Below are 19,268 nucleotides of genomic sequence, written 5' to 3' on the forward strand. Positions count from 1 at the left end.
CGATGATGGACTATGGTTTTTTATTGTTTTGATAAGAACCTTGCTCCAGCTCTTTGAGGAGCGAGTTCGCAGAGGGGCTCCATTGTAGCTGTTGTTCCGCACGCAATCCAGATATCCTCTGGTTGATGCTCGCCCCCCAAGCGGCTGGCCCTAATGCTTTGGTCGCATCCTCATAGCTCCATGATTCCACTTTTTCTACCCCAGCTATTTTGGCAATCGAAGTCATGAGCTCTTTCGTCGTGATTATTTCCTTGGAAGTTGCATTGAATAATGATCCTGGCTGTGCTCGTAAAAAAGCGCATTCGTAAAGTCTAGCCAAGTCATCAACAGCGATAGTAGACCATGCTGTTTGTCCGTCATCGATATAGTTGGCTGATTGAGATAGCTTCGTCCTTTGAATCGTTGCTTGGACGAGTCCACCACCTCGACCGTATACAAGTGTAGGACGTATGACGATCGTACGAATAGTGCGCTTAGCTGCTCCTAAAACTTCCTGCTCCTGGTTCGCTTTCCATTGGAGAAAAGGCAAAGGGTTGAGAGGGGAGTTCTCATCCACCACATTGTCGTACGTATCGTTATAGATCAGCGTTCCACTCGTATAAATGAATGGCTTCCCAGTATCTTCCAAACCATCCAGCATTGCTTGAACCGCTGCTACATCCAGTTTTTCCATATCAGGTGTGTGCGAGATCGCCATATGAATGACACCATCGAATTTTTTAACACTTTCTGTTAGCAGTGTGGTATCCGCAAGATCACCAACAATAGGGGTGAACCCTTGTGAGAGCAACAGCTCCGCTTTCTCTTCTGATCGAACAAGTCCAGCAACCTGATGCCCCAGAGACTGAAAATGCTCGGCGACTACAGACCCGACATACCCTGTTATGCCTGTAAGGAAAACATTCATGACAAAACCTCCTTCATATATAATTAATTTACTAACTAAATTATTTAATAATCATTTTGCAAAGTCAACAGTGTTTATAATTAACTGAATATTGACAAAACAAAAACTGGGTGTTATTTTCACATTAGGAAAACGTTTACCCGTTACATAGAAAGTGAGTGAAGAACCATTACTGTAACCATTAAAGACATCGCACAACTCGCCAACGTTTCCATCGCGACTGTTTCGCGCGTACTGAACAATTCCAAGCCAGTCCGACCAGAGCTGCGAGAAAGAGTCTTGAAAATCGTGCAAGAGACGGGCTTTCAGCCGAACGCGATTGCCAGGAGCTTGGTTAGCAAGGAAACCCGCATCATCGGGGTGATGATTCCCGATATCTCCAACAATTTTTACTCCAATCTCATTTACGGAATTGACAGCGTCATTAGCGAGTACGACTACAGCATGTTCTTGGCGATATCCGATGAAGTGGTGGACAAAGAGCTGAAGTACTTGCGACTGTTCAAAGAAAAACAAATCGATGGTGTCATTATCGCGAGTATTCATTTTTTGGAGGGCAATATCCAGACGCTACAAGAGATTCAGGTTCCCCTTGTTGTTACCGGCCACGATTTGCCCGGCTATCAGATTCCGACTGTCAACGTCAACAACGTGCAAGCCTCCTATGATGCTACTGCCTATCTCATCTCGCAAGGTCATACAAAAATCGCGTGTATATCTGGTCCATTGTGGGACCCGCCGTGCGGTCTGGATCGCATGGGCGGTTACCGAAAAGCCATGCGGGCACATGATTTGCTCATCCATGAAGGATTCGTCGTAGAAGGAGAATTCACAGCCAAGAGCGGTTACGAAGCCATGCGCCGTATTTGTGAAGAAAAAATTCGTCCGACAGCCGTTTTTGTCGCAACAGACCTGATGGCGGTTGGCGTCCTCAATTACTTGTACGACCATGGCATTCGTGTACCAGAAGACATCTCCGTCATGGGCTTCGACAATTTGGAGCTTGCCTCACTTTCCCGCCCCATGCTCACCACCGTACACAATGACCCGTTCATGTACGGAAAAGCCGCAGCAGAGCAGTTACTCAGACAAATCCGCAATGAACCCGTAGAGAGAATGAGCACAGTTCCACACCATCTCGTGATACGCCAAACTGTAAGCGCTTTACTGGAGTGAGGTAACAAGTCTTACCATATAGAGGAAGCAAACGAGTTTATGCATTCAAAAGGGGTGAAGAAATATGAAGCTTGGCGTATTTACCGTTCTTTTTAGCGAGAAGTCGTTCGAAGAAATGCTGGATCATGTGAAGGCAGCAGGTTTGGAGGCCGTGGAAATCGGCACAGGCTGCTATCCGGGCAATTCGCACTGCAATCTCGATGAGCTGTTGGAAAGCCCGGAAAAAAGACGAGCGTACAAAAAAGCAGTAGAGGATCGGGGATTGATAATCAGCGCGCTCAGTTGTCACGGCAACCCGTTGACACCAGATAAAAGCTTTGCGCATCAGTCCCACGATACGTTTGTGAAAACGGTACAGCTAGCCGAGATGCTGGAGGTGCCTGTGGTCAATTGCTTTTCTGGCACGGCAGGCGACCACGAAGGAGCGAAGTACCCGAGCTGGCCCGTTGCTCCTTGGCCCAATGAGTATCGAGACGTGCTCCATTGGCAATGGAACGAGAAGCTCATCCCGTACTGGCGCGAATGGACTGCGTATGCGACTGAGCACCATGTCAAGGTTGCATTGGAACTGCATGGCGGCTTTCTCGTTCACACACCAGGGACGCTACTAAAACTGCGGGAACAGGTAGGCGAGGGGATTGGGGCAAACTTCGATCCAAGTCACATGTGGTGGCAAGGGATTGATCCGGTAGCTGCGATCAAAATCTTGGGCAAAGAAAAAGCCATCTATCATTTCCATGCCAAAGACACGTATATTGACCAGGAAAAAGTGAACATGTACGGGCTGACAGATATGAATTCCTACGCCAATCTACATGAACGTGCTTGGTATTTCCGAACCGTAGGCTATGGGCATTCACAGCAGACGTGGGCGGATATGATGAGCGCACTGCGCATGAATGGATACGATCATGTCGTGAGCATCGAGCACGAGGATGCCATCATGTCGATTGAGGAAGGCTTTCAGCGCGCTGTTCAAAACCTGCAGCAAGTCATCTTGCGGGAACCAGTCCAGAATCTATGGTGGGTGTAGGAGGGGAGAAAATGACGAATCAACGCAAATGGAAAATCGGAATCATCGGTGCAGGGGGGATTACAGAAGCACACTTGGAGGCGATCAAGGAAGAGCCGCGAGCAGAGGTAGTTGCCATTGCAGATATTTCCGCAGAAATGGCTTCCTATCGTGCGAAACGGCATGACATTCCGCAGGTTTTCACCGAATACGAGACGATGCTTCAAGAGTCTGATACAGACGCGATCATTGTTTGTGTCCCGAACTACTTGCATGCAGAAGCAACCAAAAGTGCGCTTGCAGCAGGTAAGCACTTGCTGTGCGAAAAGCCGATGGCGATGAATGCCCAGGAAGCAGAAGAAATGATCGAAGCCGCGAAGAAAGCAGACAAAATCCTCATGGTAGCACAAAACAACCGATTCCGTAGCGATTCCCTGCAAGTCAAAACATGGCTGAAGGAAGGAAAGCTGGGAAATATTTATCACGCCAAAACCGGTTGGGTCAGACGAAATGGGATTCCAGGATGGGGGAGCTGGTTTACGCAAAAAGAATGGGCAGGCGGGGGTCCGTTGATTGATATCGGCGTACATATGCTCGATTTGACCTTATGGCTCTTGGACCATCCAAAGCCAGTATCCGTCCTCGGGCAAACGTACGCGCAATTCGGGCCTCACAAACGCGGCTTGTCAGAGTGGGGCAGGATCGATGATAGCGGGAAGTTTGACGTGGAAGATATGGCAGTGGCGATGATCACCTTTGAAAATGGATTGTCGCTTACGCTCGATGCAAGCTGGGCTTCTCACATCGAAGAGGAAAACGTTTTCCTTCAACTATATGGACAAGAGGGTGGGGCATCCATTCGTTTATTGGAGAACCAGTTCACGCTTTACCACGAATGGAACGGCGTAGCTGCCTCGACAGAATTAACACCAAAACCTCAAAAAGAACGCGTACTCTTATTCCGTAATTTCATCGACGCCATCGAAGGGAAGGCAGAGATTCTCTGCACACCGGAACAAGCCTTGTACATCAACAGATTGATCGAAGCCATCTACACATCCGCACAAAAAGGTGAAGCAGTCCGTTTATAACATGAGCATAGGGGGTTACTTAGATGAAAGTTGCGAAAAGACTTACATCCGTTGGACTTACCTTATTAATGGCCTTTTCATTGGTAGCATGTTCTTCCACACCTCAGCAAGCCTCTACAGATACAACCCCATCACAGCCTGCAACACCAACCGCACCCAAAACAGAGCCAGCACAGCAACCAGCAGAGAAAATCAAGCTCGTCTACGCACGGGGCAAAGACTTAACAGATTCCACTGTCAAGCTCGTGGAGGCATTCCAAAAAGCAAATCCAAACATCGAGATAGAGATTCGCGAAATGCCTGCGGATACAGGACAAAGCCATGACCAGTACGTCACGATGTTCAGTGCACAGTCGTCCGAGATCGACGTGTTTGACCTCGATGTCATTTGGCCGGCTGAATTCGCACAAGCGGGTTATCTCCTGCCGCTCGACCGCCTGATGGAACAAGATGGAGTCGAAACCGGAAAATATATCAAAGGGGCCATGGATGCAGGGAACTTTGGCGGTCAGCAATGGACTATGCCCAAGTTTATCGACGCGGGTCTCTTGTTCTACCGCAAAGATCTTGTAACCGAAGCTCCAAAGACGTGGGATGACTTGATTGCCCAAGCAAAAGCAACGAAGGGTAAGGGCGGCACGAAGTTTGGTTACTTGATGCAAGCCAAGCAATATGAAGGATTGGTTTGTAACTTTGTCGAGTTCAGTGCATCGTACGGTGGAAAAATTTTAGATGAACAAGGCAAAGTAGCGGTCAACAATCCAGCTACGATCAAAGGATTGAAAAAAATGATCGAGGTCGTCAAATCCGATTTTGTCCCAACCAATATCACCACATTCATGGAGCCGGAATCACATACGGCATTCCTCGAGGGGCAGGCACCTTTTATCCGCAACTGGCCGTATCAGTTCGCGTTAGCGCAGGATCAGGCTCAGTCGAAAATCGTCGATCAAGTCGCGATCGCTCCACTGCCAGCAGGCGATGCAGGCTCCGCAGCAGCACTCGGCGGTTGGATGGGCGGAATCAACAAGTTCTCGAAGCACCCAAAAGAAGCATGGGAATTCCTCAAATTCATGACAGGTCCAGAGGGTCAGAAAATATCCGCGGTAGAAGGTGGGCTCGCTCCAACCTACCTGCCAGCCTACGATGATGCTGATGTTCAAAAAGCCAGTCCGTTGTTTGCCAACAAAGATTTCGTCGATGGCGTAAGCGCTGCTGTATCTCGTCCAACGACTCCGATCTATCCAAAAATTTCGGAAGTGATCCAGATCGAAGTGTCCAAAGCGCTCGCAGGGCAGCAAACAGCTGAGCAAGCAGTGCAAAACATGGAAACGCAGATGAACGACTTGATGAAAAAATAAGCTGGAAAAACGTGGGGCTTCCAAGGGAGTCTAATCAGCTTCCTTGGAAATTGCACTACGATCTGGCAAGCACAAGCAAGCTTCTAGCGGGAAGGAAGGTGGTGAACGGATGAATCGATCATCCAAAATGTCTCTCTCAGAAAAACAGATGGGGTATTTGCTGATTTTTCCTGCACTGCTCATCATACTTATTATCGCGATTTGGCCTGTCATGCGATCCTTTTGGATCAGTCTACACGATATCCGGTTGAACGACCCGACGAAATCAGAGATTCACTCTACATACGGACTAGATATGGAGCGCTACGTCAGCACGTTACCCAATCTGCTTCGGTATGTGAAGAGGGAGGCAGAGTCTGCCGAAGGGTCATCAAAGGAAAAATTGAATGCGCTCCAAGCGCAAATCGAACAAATGAACACTTCCCTCAACCAAACAGGCGAGATCGCGAGCAGATACCAAATGATCGACCAGCTATTGCTGGACTTTAAACCAGTCCCCACAGAACTCAAATATGTGAGCCTCTCGAATGAACAAACAGATTCAATCAAAACCAGCTTGGCAGAAGTCAGAGCAGTCCTTTTGCAAATGAGTGAACAAAAGCTGCTTTCGAAGCCAGAGGGTGCACTTGGCGTGATCCAAGGCATTGAAGCTTCGATTATCGAGCCCAACTTTGTTGGTTTTGCCTACTACAAGAAGTTTTTAACGGACGCTCGGATGTGGGAGTCTCTGTACAATACGGCGTTTTTTACCGTTATCTCCGTTGCCATTGAATTGGTGCTCGGCATCTTGATTGCATTGTTGATCAATCGACCTTTTCGTGGAAGGAGTCTTGTTCGAGCAACCGTGTTAATACCGTGGGCGATTCCGACTGTGATTTCCGCGATGATGTGGAAGTTTTTGTACGACGGGCAAAATGGCATCGTGGCCTATCTTTTTGAGCAGGCAGGGTTGATCTCAGATATGGGGATGCTCCTGACGACAAAGGCTGGAGCCATGTTTTCCGTCATTTTGGCAGATGTGTGGAAGACGACGCCATTCATGGCTTTGCTCTTATTCGCAGGCCTGCAAACGATCCCGCAAAGCTTGTATGAAGCAGCTTCTGTGGACGGTGCCACCCGCACCCAGCAATTTTTTCGTATTACGCTTCCGATGCTGAAATCAACCATTCTGGTGGCGTTATTGTTCCGTACACTTGATGCATTCCGTGTATTTGATTTGGTTTACACGCTGACAGGTGGGGCACCTGGGAACTCGACCGAGACCATTTCCATCTACGCGTATAAAACGATGTTTGCTCAAATGAGCTTTGGGGAAGGCTCCGCGCTCGCAGTCATTGTCTTTTTGTGTGTGGCATTGATCTCTATCGGCTATGTCAAAATATTGGGAGCTGATCTGCTGAGCGATGGCAGTGGCAAATAAGGAGGTGATTGGATGCGCAAACATACGGGTCCCTTGTTTTACGTGGGTCTACTTCTATTTGTTTTTCTTGTGATGTTCCCGTTTTTATGGATTCTCCTCGCAGCATTGAAGCCACCAGCGGAGCTGTTTGGAGAGCGAGCCTTTCATTTTATCATCCAAAATCCTTCGTTTGACAACTTTATCCGCGTCTTCACGGAAAGACCATTTGCCCGGTACTTGTGGAATTCAACTGTCGTGGCGACGTTAACCACGCTCTACTCCATTACGATCGCTTCTTTTGCTGCATATGCGATTGCCTGGCTGTCCTTTCGGGGAAAAACGATTATTTTGGGTGTCGTACTGGCTGTGTCCATGTTTCCGCAGATTGCTACCATTTCACCTATTTTTATGTTCATGCAATCGATGGGCTTAACGAACAGCTACATAGGTCTGATCATTCCTTATACAACTTTTGCGCTGCCGCTTGCGATCTGGAATCTGACCATCTTTTTCCGCAAAATACCGAGTGATTTGGGCGAAGCAGCCAAAGTAGACGGCGCGAGCATTTGGCAGACGATGACCAAAGTGTTTTTCCCACTCGCCATGCCTGGGGTTTTTACGACGGCCATTCTCATTTTTATAGCAGCGTGGAACGAATTTTTGTTCGCCTTGACGTTGAATACACAGGAAGCGATGAAGACTGTACCTGTGGGAATCGTTATGTTTCAGGGAATGTTTACAATCCCATGGGGAGAAATATCTGCGGCCTCTATCATCGTGACGATCCCGCTCGTGTGGATGGTATTGATTTTCCAGAAGCGGATTATCTCAGGATTGACTTCTGGGGCAGTAAAAGAATAAAAGGGGATTCATTCTAGCGTTTGTCTCGCAAATGTGATTATGATACGGTGGAAACAGCAATCAGAAAGAGAGTTGACGGACGCATGAATAATCTTACAAAATTTCAGATGAACAGGCCTGCCCATGAAGTGTTCGAAGCTTTCGTGGACCCGGCGAAAATCGGCAACTTCTGGTTCTCTTCCAGCTCGGCAAGGTGGGAAAAAGGGAAGAACATTACGTTATTCTACGATATTTACAACGCAGAAGTAGGGATTACGGTTCACGAAATCGAAGTGAACAAACGAATCTTTTTCCAGTGGGCTGGAGAAGAAAATACCGTAACGATTACGTTAAAAGAGTTGGATGAAGACACGACGATCATTGAAGTGAACGAAGAGGGTTTTCAAGAAAATGATCCTGCGCTCGTACAAAAAATGGTCGACAATAAAGAAGGCTGGGTTTACGTCTTAAGCTGTTTGAAGGGGTATCTGGAGCATGGGATCAACACATTAAGAGAAGGGCTTGTGAGATAGCCCCCGGATGTTTGCGAGATCATACTCTGAAATAACGAGAAAGCCCGAACTTAAGTGTATCGGGCTTTTACTATTGCATTATTTAATTCCGAGGCTGCGTTTTTTTCGCACGAGCGTGGATATGTTCACTTGCAGCTTATCCGCACACTGCTGCATGGTGTCTGTCTCTATTAAAAGTCGTTGGATATACGCACGTTCAAACCGTTCGACCGCCTCTTTTAACGGCAACAGCTCATCCATTTTGGCTAGGTGGAGCGGCAGGGCTGTCTGCTGAGTATTGCGAATGGACGCCGGCAACTGATCAAATGTAATTCGCCCATTTTCACACATGTGGAAAGAGCGTTCCACCACATTTTTCAGCTCACGTGTATTCCCTGGCCAATCATAATCCATCAGCGCCTCCAACGCATCTGTTTCGATGCGCATTTCTTGCTGGTACTTCCATTCGAGCTTTTTCAAATAGTAGAAAATAAGAGCCGGAATATCCTCGCGGCGCTCACGCAAGGGGGGAATGGTGAGGGCAAGTACGTTTAGCCGGTAGAACAGATCCTGTCGAAACCGTTTTTGTTCGACCATCGCTTCCAAGTCGCTATTGGTGGCAGCGATGATACGCATATTAACCTGACGCGATGTTTTTCCCCCGAGTCTGCGAATCCGTCCATCCTGTAACACATTCAAGAGCTTCACCTGTAAAGGAAAAGGGAGGTCTCCAATCTCATCGAGAAAAATGGTTCCTCGATCCGCTAGCTCAAACAATCCCTCCTTCGATTGACTTGCCCCCGTAAAGGCGCCTTTCTCATATCCAAACAATTCGGACTCGAGTAAATGCTCGGGAATAGCCCCACAGTTAATCTTAATGAAGCCCCCTGTACGTCCGCTTTGGGCGTGAATGTAGTTCGCTATGACATCCTTACCGACACCAGACTCGCCTAGCAAAAGGACGGGGGAGTCGTTGGTCGCAAAGCGTTTGGCGAGTGAAGCTATTCGATGCATGAGTCCACTACGATAAATAATCTGCTCGTCAAAGTCACCATCGGTTTGGATATGCTCCAAAGCCCTTTGATACGCCGAACTGATTTGACGTGTTTCCTCCAGCTCCTTCTGAAGCTGATTCAGCTCCGTGACGTCACGCACATTTCCCACCACGAACAATAATTCCTTGTTTGGATCGAGCAGCGGGGTAGCCGTATTGATCGCTTGCCGACCGTTCGCATAATCGATCACGACACTATGCGTTTGTTTTGTCAAAATCGTACGTACAGCTGAAGAATCAGGAACCAGATGCATTTCTTTTTGCTCCATAAAGCTAAAATTGTTCAAGATGTCGGCGGGAACTCCCGTGATGTTCAAGTACGCCTCGTTGTAAAGCAGGACGTAGCCGTTACGGTCACAGATCGCCAATCCATCGTGGGACGTACTGAAGATGGTTGTCAGCAATTTAGCAAGCTCATGATTGTCACTGGTCTGGAAATACTTGGTTTGATACATCGGAGTCCTCCTCAGTAGGCTTGTAAACGGAATAATCAGAATTAATCATCTATGTGCAATAATGCATATGCAAAAATGATCATTTTCGAATTGTTTTGTTGTGAAATCGCTTTCAATTGTTTGGCATGCTACTTGCTTTTCTATAGGGATGAAAGCAGAAGCAAGACGAGCAGAACCACATTATCGAAAGACACCGCGGTGTTTTTCATTGAAAAAGAGAGGGATGTTTCCATGTCTTCATTATATCAGGTATTGAGTCCAGCGGGTGAGCTGGTAGGCGATCTCAAGGGGCGATTGGACGAGGCGACGATGATCAAGATGTATGAAAATATGGTGCTGGTTCGCCAGTTTGACCGCAAGTCTATTAACCTGCAACGACAAGGAAGAATGGGCACGTATGCTCCCTTTGAAGGGCAGGAAGCTTCGCAAGTAGGCAGCGCGATGGCATTAACACCTGGAGATTGGCTTTTCCCAACCTACCGAGACCATGCGGCAGCGATCGTCCATGGTCAATCCATGGCACGGGTGTTCCTCTATTGGATGGGCCACATGGAAGGAAGTATCAGCCCGAAACATTTGAACATCATGCCGCCATGTGTACCGATCGCTACTCAAATGGTTCATGCGGTAGGGACTGCTTGGGCGAGCAAGCTGCAAAACGAAAAGCATGTCAGTATCGCCTACTTTGGTGACGGGGCAAGCTCAGAAGGCGATTTTCATGAGGCATTGAATTTTGCAGGCGTGTTTCAAACACCGACCATCTTCTTCTGTCAAAACAATGGCTTCGCGATCAGCGTTCCGTTTTCACAGCAGTCTGCATCGAAAACGATTGCACAACGGTCGGCTGCTTATGACATCCCTGGGGTTCGGATAGACGGCAATGATATCTTCGCTGTTTGGCTGACCATGAAAGAAGCTATGCAACGTGGGTTAGAAGGTAAGGGACCGACATTAATCGAAGCGGTCACATTCCGCTATGGTGCACACACAACCGCAGATGATCCGAAGAAATACCGCGATCAAGAGAGCTTGTCAGAGGAATGGCGTCAAGAACGCGATCCACTCCAAAGGTTACGTGTGTATCTGGAGAATCAAGGGTTGTGGAATGAAACGAAGGAAACAGAGCTGGTTGCACGGGTGAATGAACAGATCGACACAGCTCTTGTCGAAGCAGAGAGCTATCCGAAGTCCAAACCGGAAGACATGTTCAAGCACGTCTACGCTGAACCATCGTGGATGGCAACGGAGCAGGAGAGCGAGCTCGTCAAGCCATCGAAGCAGGAGGGAATCCCAGCATGAAACGCAAACTGACGATGATTCAAGCAATCACGGAGGCCATGGATCAAAAATTGGCAGATGATTCACGCATAATGCTGCTCGGCGAGGATATCGGCGTGAATGGTGGCGTGTTCCGGGCGACCGAAGATTTGATTCACAAATACGGTCCAGACCGTGTAGTGGACACGCCGCTAGCGGAGGCGGGAATCATCGGGGCGGCAATTGGTCTTGCTATGAACGGAAAAATTCCTGTGGTCGAGATTCAATTCCTGGCCTTTATTTATCCGGGCTTTGAACAAATTGTTTCTCATGCTGCGCGCATGCGCTATCGGACACGCGGACAGTATCATGTACCAATGGTCATACGCACGCCGTACGGGGCAGGGATTCGCGGTCCTGAGCTGCATTCGGAGAGTGTCGAAACGTTTTTTGCCCATGTCCCTGGCTTAAAGGTTGTGGCACCAAGCACACCTTATGATGCAAAAGGCTTGCTGATTGCAGCGATGGAAGATCCTGACCCAGTCATTTTTTTGGAGCCGACCAAGCTCTATCGCGCATTTAAACAAGAGGTTCCGGAAGAAATGTATCGTGTGCCCATCGGAAAAGCGAAGGTCGTGCAGGAAGGCTCAGATGTATCCATTTTTGCTTGGGGAGCGATGCTTCGTGTCGCAGAGGATGCTGCGAAACAAATCGAGCGTGAAAACGGCTTGAGCTGTGAAGTCATTGATCTGCGCACGCTCTATCCATTGGATCGGGATACGATCATAGCCTCGGTCAAAAAGACGGGACGTGCAGTTGTCGTACACGAAGCGCATAAGACTGCTGGGTTGGGTGCAGAGATCATCTCCATAATCAATGATGAAGCATTGATCTACATGAAGGCTCCCGTGAAACGGATTACCGGATATGACGTGCCCGTCCCGCAATTTAGCATCGAGGATGACTACTTGCCAACGGCTGAACGTGTGAAGGACGGAATTATGGAAACGGCTACGTTTTAAGAGAAGGAGCGAGTCATATGGTTGAGTTCAAGCTTCCTGATGTGGGAGAAGGTATGCATGAAGGAGAAATCGTAAAAGTACTGGTTCGCAGAGGTGAATCTGTTCAACAGGATCAGCCACTCTTGGAGGTGCAGACAGACAAGGTGAATGCCGAGTTGTCTGCGCCAGTGACTGGCATCATTCGTGAAATTTTGATAGCGGAAGGGGAAACGGTAGAGGTCGGAACTACCCTTCTCGTGATAGATGCAGGTACGGATGCAAAGAAGGAAGAGACAAAGCTTCCAGAAAAGGTCGTAAACCCGGATAAGACAGTCAATTTTGCACCAGCTCGTGCTGATCACCGCCGCTCGTTGGCCACGCCATACGTTCGGCAGCTAGCGCGGGAAATGAAGCTGGATATCGAGTTGATCACGGGTACAGGAGCAGCAGGGCGTGTGACGGAAGAAGATTTGCGCCAATTCTCCAATCGACTGCAAAAATCAGCACCAGCTAAGTTTCCGACGACGGCTCCTGGCAATGAGCGCCTGTTGGAGGCAAGTACAGTGGGGGTTGAGGCTGAACCAGTTGTTCAGCCAAAAACAGGAAGCGCTACTCGTGCAGCCACTTCGTCGCAGGGAGATATCGAACGACTACCGCTAAAAGGCATCCGGAAAAAGATTGCCGAGCATATGGTGAAATCAGTCACAATCATCCCGCATGTTACTTCTGTCGATGAGCTGGAGATGGATCAGCTGCGTGCTTTGCGTGAAAAGTTAAAGCCACATGCGGATAAACGGAATATCAAGCTGACCTTCCTGCCGTTCTTTATCAAGGCGCTGGTCATTGCACTGAAGGAATTCCCGACGCTGAACGCATCGATTGACGATCGTACGAATGAAATTTTGCTCAAGCGTTTTTACCATATAGGTATTGCAACCGATACGCCTGAGGGCTTGATCGTACCAGTCATCAAGGATGCAGATCACAAATCGATTTTTCAACTCGCAGAAGAAATCGATCAACTGGCACGCTTGGCTCGAGAAGCCAAATTGACGATGGAGCACATAACAGGTGGCACCTTCACGATCAGCAATGTAGGACCAATCGGGGGGCTGCAAGCAACTCCCATCATTAATCACCCCGAAGTGGCGATTATCAGTTTGCACAAAATGGAGAAGCGCTGGGTCGTGCGTGAGGATGAAGGGGTTATTCGCTGGATGATGAACCTGTCACTTTCGTTTGATCATCGCCTGATCGATGGCGTGACGGCGGTACGTTTTACCAACCGGATCAAGGAGCTGCTGGAAGATCCGAATCTATTGTTTGCGGAGATGGTATAGATGGTAGTCGGCGAAGTAGCAGTCGAAACAGATGTGGTTGTCATCGGTGGTGGTCCAGGAGGTTATTCAGCCGCTATTCGTCTCGGACAGCTGGGGAAATCGGTCGTTCTGATTGAAAAAGAAGTACTGGGTGGGGTCTGCCTGAATCGCGGATGCATTCCGTCGAAAGCGTTGATTCATACAGCAGGCGAATTTCACAAGCTAAGTAGTCTGAATAAGCTTGGAATCCAACTGCCGGCAGGGAATTCGACCTTCCATATGCCGAGCTGGCAGACGTGGAAGTCCTCAGTCGTTGCTCAACTGAACAAAGGGGTCGATTATCTCTGTCAGGCCAATGGGGTTACAGTCGTGAAAGGGACAGCGACATTTCTCTCGAGTGATCGGATTGGCGTAGAGACGGGTGGCGACTTTGAAACGTACAAATTCAAACAAGCGATTATCGCGACAGGATCACGTCCATTCATTCCATCGTTTTTGAAAACAGATGGAGAATATATTCTGGATTCTACCGATATGCTGGCATTGGATGAAGTACCGGAAACACTGGCCATTATCGGTGGTGGCTATATTGGAATGGAACTCGGGATGGCGTTCGCCAAGCTTGGAGCGCAGGTGACCGTTATTGAGGCAGCGGAGCGCATTTTGCCACAAACAGCTGCCCATCTCTCTCAGGAAGTGCTCAAGCAGGCAAAACAGCTCGGGATGACGATAAAGATCGCGACAAAAGTAGAGAAGACTGAGGTAGCGAACGGAAGAGTCACGCTCGTATGCACTTCGGAAAAGAACGGTTCCCAAAGTATCACCGCACATAAAACGCTCGTCACTATAGGGCGCGTGCCTAACACAGGCGAACTCGGACTTGCGCAGGCGGGAGTAGAAATGGACGAGCGCGGCAATATTCCTGTGACCGCAACAGGTTGTACGAACAAGTCGCACATTTATGCCATCGGAGATGTAACACCTGGCCCTGCGTTAGCCCATCGTGCGACGAAGCAAGGGATTGTGGCAGCCGAGGTGATCGCAGGGCTGCCTAGCAGCGTAGACTCCCCGTATGTACCTTATGTGATTTTTACCGAGCCGCAAATAGCGGGTGTGGGGATGACACGCGAAGAGGCAGAGCTTCAAGGGTACAAAGTCAAGACAGCGACGTTCCCTTATCGAGCGAATGGCAGAGCACTCGCCATGGATGAAGGAGAAGGTTTTGCAGAGGTGATTGTGGATCAAGAAAGCCATTTATTGTTGGGAATGCACGTTGTAGGTGCTGATGCATCGAACCTGATCGGGGAGGGTGTGCTGGCACTTGAGCTTGCTGCACGTGTAGAAGATGTGGCGTTAACCATGCATCCGCATCCCACTTTAAGCGAGGTATGGCTGGAGGCTGCCGAAGCGGTGTTAGGTCATGCCATTCATATCGTAAACAAATCAAAAGTAGCTGTAAGCAAATAGGTTTATCGTGAAACCTTAAGGAATAGTGACGGATACTTATGACAATGATCAGCCTCTGAGCCTAACAAGATTAGCACTTGCATGAATGTGCTACGCTTGAATTAATCTCGTGCAAAGGATGTGTGGTCATTATGAAATTGAATCACGTCAATCTTACCGTTACAGATGTTCCAGCTGCTTCTGATTTCTTGGAGAAATATTTTGGCCTGAAAAAGCTAGATACGTCGGAAGATGCCCGTGGCGATAATTTTGGGGTCCTATTTGATGATAACGGCCTGGTGTTTACCTTAATGAAGGGTGCCGAAGTCCAATATCCCAAGACATTTCATATCGGCTTCATCCAGGAGAGCGAAGAGAAAGTAAATGAAATCAATCAACGCTTAAAAGAAGATGGTTACAAAGTAGCATCGCCAGTAAGATCGCATGGTTGGACGTTTTATGTGAAAGCTCCTGGTGGATTTACGGTTGAGGTACTTGCGTAACGCGTATACACATAGTCGAAAGCCTTCTTTTTCGCATAAGAAAAGGGGGCTTTCTTTTTTATTGTTTAAACATCCAGTAAGTCAGAAGGGGTGGGCGATAAAGTTGCAACGCCCACCTTTGGATTCGATAGAATGACATTTTTATACCTGAAGGCTTTCTTTCTTCCCATAATGGAATCCCAGGTGATATGCACGGTGCAACAGCTGCTCAAAATGCGCAGGATTTTGCGCCAAGGTGTCATAAAGGAATTCAACTCTCGAATCGTCGATTCCGACGTAACTAGAGATTCCGACATTGAGGTGATGCGCCATCATTTGGTCATAATTTCTTTTTTGAAAATGATCTTCTGGAGCAGCTGCGAGACCGATCCACAGTGCATGCGTATGATGCAGTTTACGTGAACCATAGGCAAACCCGTTGTTCCAGACGCGATCGATATATCCTTTTAACATAGCTGGCATGCTGAACCACCAGATCGGAAAAATGAAGGCTAACGCGTCGTGCTTTTTCATGCGCTCCATTTCAAACTCGACCTCTGCGGAATATTTCTTATCACCATTGTTCCAATCTGGTTCATCTTCCTCCCATAAAACAGGGTGAAAACCACTGCGATGCAAATCCAAAACTTCAACCTCATGTCCTGCATCTTTTAGGCCCTGAACGAAACGTTCTGCAACGGCAAAGGTCAAGGAATTGGTTCGTGGATGAGTAACAACTGTCAGTACTTTCATTTTCATACCGCCTCTATTTCTGTAGTAATTTGTACGCCAAAGCCTCCCGCGGTCAGTAGGCGATTCGCCATGTTCCTTCCCTCCTGTTTTACAAGTAAGGTGCTGGTATATCCGAATCATGCACCATATAATGGAATGTGAAAAGTACGCACTTTTTTGTTCTTTCGATACCAAAAAGTAACATAGGAACAAAAAGGTTCCTGGAAAAATCGTAAGGAATGAGGGAGGTTAGCCAATCGATGAGGCCAAAACTCAAACATACATACCAGATTCCTTCTGAAGCAACGCTAGATGTTTTAGGGGGCAAGTGGAAAACCTTGATTTTATGTCAGTTATACTACGGCCCAAAAAGAACGAGCGAATTGAAAAAACAAATGCCGGACATTAGCCAAAAAATCCTGACACAGCAGCTTCGCGAGCTAGAAGAGGACGGAATTGTCATCAGGACCGTGTACAGCCAAGTACCGCCAAAGGTCGAGTATGAATTGAGTGAATTGGGTGAATCGCTCAAACCAATCATGGATCTCATGTGTGAATGGGGCGAACGTTACCTTCGGGGGGAAATACCGGGGAAAGAATCTTAAATACCGATCGGTCGAAGGAGGAACAATCACGTGCATTCACCCTTGTTTCCACTTGCAGACCCTGCAAAAACGCGGTTAGATACAGAGCTTTTCAATGAATTTGACAGAAAGATCAGAAAAGAAAAGGTCGTCAGCTGCCTCGTCATTCAAGACGGTTATCTCGTATACGAATATCATAAAAACAAGAAGCAAGCGCAAAAACTTCAAAAGATCAATTCTTGCACCAAAAGCTTTATCTCGGCGCTCATCGGGATTGCATTGGATCAAGGACTGATTGCTGGTTTAGATACACCTATCACTTCCTACTTTCCCTGTTTAGAGCAAAAGTCCGTCGATCCCGTTAAACGTTCCATTACCTTGTTTCATTTGCTCACGATGACACCCGGCTTTGATTGGCCAGAGTTCGGCGAGTGGGAATCATTTCCCCGGATGCTCTATAGTCCGGATTGGGTGCGATTTGTGCTGGATCGGCCGCTGCTTGACCAACCGGGAGAGAAGATGAATTACAATTCTGGTTGTTCGCATTTATTGTCTGCCATCCTGCAAAAGGCAACAGGAATGAGCACCTATGATTTTGCCAAAAAGCATCTCTTTCAGCCTCTAAACATCGAAGATTCGTACTGGTATGCAGATGGACAGGGGATTCATAACGGAGGAGACGGATTACGCCTAACGTCGCGTGATATGGCGAAGCTAGGATTGCTCTATCTGCAAGGCGGTCAATGGCAAGAAAAGCAGATTGTTTCAGCAGCATGGGTTCAAGAATCGATTCAGCCAAAATATCGGACATACGAGAGGATTGGCTCTTACGGCTTGCATTGGTGGAGTGACAGAATCGATTTAAGCAAGGAGTGGACAGAGGATAACTGGTACTATTTTGCCCTTGGCTTTGGAGGGCAGAACATCATTGTCGTCCCATCTACTGATCTAACCGTTGTTTTTAGTAGTGAGCTGTACGATCATTCATTGTGGCCGCTTGCATTATTCAGACAGTACATACTTGCAGCGGAATAGAACGAAAACCAGTTCAGGACACGAGGAGGTCCTTAGAACTGGTTTCTTTTTACATGAAACATTTTACTTGGATGGTTCGTCTGTATGGACAAGAGTTTTACTGGCATGGAATTGCAGGCGATACAGCATCCAAACTCCCATGATGAGAATGGCTAGCAGGAGGAAGATATTGCTGTACACAGCTGCTGCCGGATTTGCCAGCGGATTGATCTTCATCGTTGCCGTTTGATTGTCTAGTGCTTTTCCAATCAGGCTCATAGCAACGGCACCTGAGATGAAGTTCAGCATCGAAAATAGTCCCATACCGACACCTGTCTGTTCCTTCACGAGCGTTCTCGAAAGTGTATTGGACAAGGCAATTTGCATGAAGGTTTGACCTACATTGCTCAAAATGAGAATGACAGCAATGGTGATTGGCGAGATGCCGACGAAGGTCGAGAGCAGGCTGAAGCATACGAGCATTAAGAAAGCAGCTAGCGAGACAACAAAGAAGTTCCCGCGTTCATCTGCAAGCAAACCACCTTTGCGTCCTAAGAGTGCAGAGGCAATTGCGGCAGGGAAAAGTACAAAGCCGATGTTTCCGGCAGACAACTGATTGATTGCGCTCAAAAATTGCGGGGTCATGAACATGACACTAAAGCTCAGGGCTGTCGATAGAAAAGCGATGAACAAGCCTACTGAAAAGCTTCGGTTGCGGAATAATGCAAGTTGAATAAAGGGATGTTCGGCAGTCCGAATTCGGACGATGAACATGGCCAACAGCACAATTCCCCCTACGAATAACAGTCCGCTACTCTCAGTAATCGACAGGAGAAACAAAGCAACCGTTGAAGCCAGTAGTCCTCCTCCGAGAAAGTCTATCGATCCAGGAGCTCCCTTTTCATCGTCCAAATATTTGCGAAAGAATGGGAGAGTAAAGAGCGGTAGCAAAGAAATAAGAAACAGCATGCGCCAGCTTCCAAAGCTAGCCATTAGGCCCGCCACCACCGGACCAAACGCATTTCCCAAGGCGAGTCCGACAGCAGACGTACCAAGTGCTCGTCCTCGTTGTTCAGGAGCGAAATAGCGAATCGGAATAATCATGGCGGTCGCTGGCAGAACCGATGCTCCAGAGGCTTGCAAGATACGTCCAAGAATGATCATCCAATATTCGCTGGCGAGCATCCCTGCAATGGAACCGACTGAGAAAATAAGGAGACCGTATGTCAGAAGGTCCTTGAGCCTATATTGGTCAGCGAGCTTGCCAAAAACAACCGAGCCGATGGCATAGACGGTCATGTATCCTGTCATAATCCAACTAACCTGCGAAGGCATCAGATTGAATTCCTGTGCAATTTCCGGTAAAGCTACATTAAACATCGTTCCATTCATGACCGAAAAAATCAAGGTGACGACAAGGACTCGAAGGAGCTTGTTGCTATTCTCCATGGCAAAATCGGAGTGATTCATGTGTATTCCTCCATTTCCAGGGTAGTTCTCAAAAGGCATTCAGACCGCTCGAATTTGCAAATAGCGTAAGATTCGCTACAATAATGAGAATACCGATGAAATTAGTGTACTTCCTCATAGTGAGCTTCCTCACTAATTAACTATAAAATAGTGAGT

General features: G+C 47.8%; 18 protein-coding genes. 14 read left to right on the top strand and 4 right to left on the bottom strand.

Annotated features, from left to right (window positions below; genetic code table 11):
• Nucleotides 1-10: 10 nt before the first annotated feature.
• On the bottom strand, nt 11-907 hold the full coding sequence (locus ACFVS2_RS03525; RefSeq protein WP_390230962.1) for an NAD-dependent epimerase/dehydratase family protein: 897 nt from the start codon (nt 905-907) through the stop codon (nt 11-13).
• 189 nt (nt 908-1,096) lie between these two features.
• Here ACFVS2_RS03525 and ACFVS2_RS03530 point away from each other — a divergent pair, with 189 nt between their 5' ends.
• From ACFVS2_RS03530 to ACFVS2_RS03560, 7 genes are all read left to right on the top strand, one after another.
• On the top strand, nt 1,097-2,083 hold the full coding sequence (locus ACFVS2_RS03530; RefSeq protein ID WP_390232392.1) for a substrate-binding domain-containing protein: 987 nt from the start codon (nt 1,097-1,099) through the stop codon (nt 2,081-2,083).
• A 64-nt stretch (nt 2,084-2,147) separates the two neighbouring features.
• A complete protein-coding gene (locus tag ACFVS2_RS03535; RefSeq protein ID WP_390230965.1) occupies nt 2,148-3,116 on the top strand; it encodes a sugar phosphate isomerase/epimerase family protein in 969 nt (322 codons plus the stop codon).
• Nucleotides 3,117-3,127: 11 nt separating this feature from the next.
• The gene (locus tag ACFVS2_RS03540) at nt 3,128-4,186 is read left to right on the top strand and encodes a Gfo/Idh/MocA family protein (protein ID WP_390230967.1); all 1,059 of its coding nucleotides are present in this window, start codon (nt 3,128-3,130) and stop codon (nt 4,184-4,186) included.
• A 23-nt stretch (nt 4,187-4,209) separates the two neighbouring features.
• Nucleotides 4,210-5,547, top strand: coding sequence for an extracellular solute-binding protein (locus ACFVS2_RS03545; protein WP_390230970.1), 1,338 nt, complete (start codon nt 4,210-4,212; stop codon nt 5,545-5,547).
• Nucleotides 5,548-5,656: 109 nt separating this feature from the next.
• Nucleotides 5,657-6,967: a carbohydrate ABC transporter permease gene (locus tag ACFVS2_RS03550; protein WP_390230973.1), complete on the top strand. Its 1,311-nt coding sequence runs from the start codon at nt 5,657-5,659 to the stop codon at nt 6,965-6,967.
• 12 nt (nt 6,968-6,979) lie between these two features.
• Nucleotides 6,980-7,807, top strand: coding sequence for a carbohydrate ABC transporter permease (locus ACFVS2_RS03555; RefSeq protein WP_390230976.1), 828 nt, complete (start codon nt 6,980-6,982; stop codon nt 7,805-7,807).
• Between the two features lie 20 nt (nt 7,808-7,827).
• The gene (locus ACFVS2_RS03560) at nt 7,828-8,319 is read left to right on the top strand and encodes an SRPBCC family protein (protein WP_390230979.1); all 492 of its coding nucleotides are present in this window, start codon (nt 7,828-7,830) and stop codon (nt 8,317-8,319) included.
• Between the two features lie 78 nt (nt 8,320-8,397).
• Here ACFVS2_RS03560 and ACFVS2_RS03565 read toward each other — a convergent pair whose 3' ends face one another.
• On the bottom strand, nt 8,398-9,807 hold the full coding sequence (locus ACFVS2_RS03565) for a sigma-54 interaction domain-containing protein (protein ID WP_390230982.1): 1,410 nt from the start codon (nt 9,805-9,807) through the stop codon (nt 8,398-8,400).
• A 231-nt stretch (nt 9,808-10,038) separates the two neighbouring features.
• Between ACFVS2_RS03565 and pdhA the strand changes: the two genes are divergently transcribed.
• From pdhA to ACFVS2_RS03590, 5 genes are all read left to right on the top strand, one after another.
• On the top strand, nt 10,039-11,106 hold the full coding sequence (pdhA, locus tag ACFVS2_RS03570; RefSeq protein ID WP_390230985.1) for a pyruvate dehydrogenase (acetyl-transferring) E1 component subunit alpha: 1,068 nt from the start codon (nt 10,039-10,041) through the stop codon (nt 11,104-11,106).
• Nucleotides 11,103-12,086 carry an alpha-ketoacid dehydrogenase subunit beta gene (locus tag ACFVS2_RS03575; RefSeq protein WP_390230988.1) on the top strand — a complete coding sequence of 328 codons (984 nt, stop codon included), beginning with the start codon at nt 11,103-11,105 and terminating at the stop codon, nt 12,084-12,086. Before pdhA ends, ACFVS2_RS03575 begins: the two co-directional genes overlap by 4 nt.
• A gap of 17 nt (nt 12,087-12,103) precedes the next feature.
• Nucleotides 12,104-13,405 carry a dihydrolipoamide acetyltransferase family protein gene (locus ACFVS2_RS03580; RefSeq protein ID WP_390230991.1) on the top strand — a complete coding sequence of 434 codons (1,302 nt, stop codon included), beginning with the start codon at nt 12,104-12,106 and terminating at the stop codon, nt 13,403-13,405.
• A complete protein-coding gene (gene lpdA / locus ACFVS2_RS03585; RefSeq protein WP_390230993.1) occupies nt 13,406-14,851 on the top strand; it encodes a dihydrolipoyl dehydrogenase in 1,446 nt (481 codons plus the stop codon).
• A gap of 131 nt (nt 14,852-14,982) precedes the next feature.
• Entirely contained in the window at nt 14,983-15,333 is a 351-nt protein-coding gene (locus ACFVS2_RS03590; protein ID WP_173617698.1) for a VOC family protein, read from the top strand.
• A 141-nt stretch (nt 15,334-15,474) separates the two neighbouring features.
• Here ACFVS2_RS03590 and ACFVS2_RS03595 read toward each other — a convergent pair whose 3' ends face one another.
• Nucleotides 15,475-16,065, bottom strand: a complete 591-nt coding sequence (locus ACFVS2_RS03595; protein WP_390230996.1) for an NAD(P)H oxidoreductase — start codon at nt 16,063-16,065, stop codon at nt 15,475-15,477.
• 239 nt (nt 16,066-16,304) lie between these two features.
• Here ACFVS2_RS03595 and ACFVS2_RS03600 point away from each other — a divergent pair, with 239 nt between their 5' ends.
• Nucleotides 16,305-16,649 carry a winged helix-turn-helix transcriptional regulator gene (locus tag ACFVS2_RS03600; RefSeq protein WP_047069284.1) on the top strand — a complete coding sequence of 115 codons (345 nt, stop codon included), beginning with the start codon at nt 16,305-16,307 and terminating at the stop codon, nt 16,647-16,649.
• A 30-nt stretch (nt 16,650-16,679) separates the two neighbouring features.
• Nucleotides 16,680-17,663, top strand: coding sequence for a serine hydrolase domain-containing protein (locus ACFVS2_RS03605; protein WP_390230999.1), 984 nt, complete (start codon nt 16,680-16,682; stop codon nt 17,661-17,663).
• A gap of 63 nt (nt 17,664-17,726) precedes the next feature.
• Here the strand turns inward: ACFVS2_RS03605 and ACFVS2_RS03610 are convergent, their stop codons facing one another.
• Nucleotides 17,727-19,112, bottom strand: a complete 1,386-nt coding sequence (locus tag ACFVS2_RS03610; protein WP_390231002.1) for an MFS transporter — start codon at nt 19,110-19,112, stop codon at nt 17,727-17,729.
• Nucleotides 19,113-19,268: the final 156 nt, after the last annotated feature.

The organism is Brevibacillus sp. NPDC058079, assembly GCF_042885155.1.
GTDB lineage: Bacteria > Bacillota > Bacilli > Brevibacillales > Brevibacillaceae > Brevibacillus.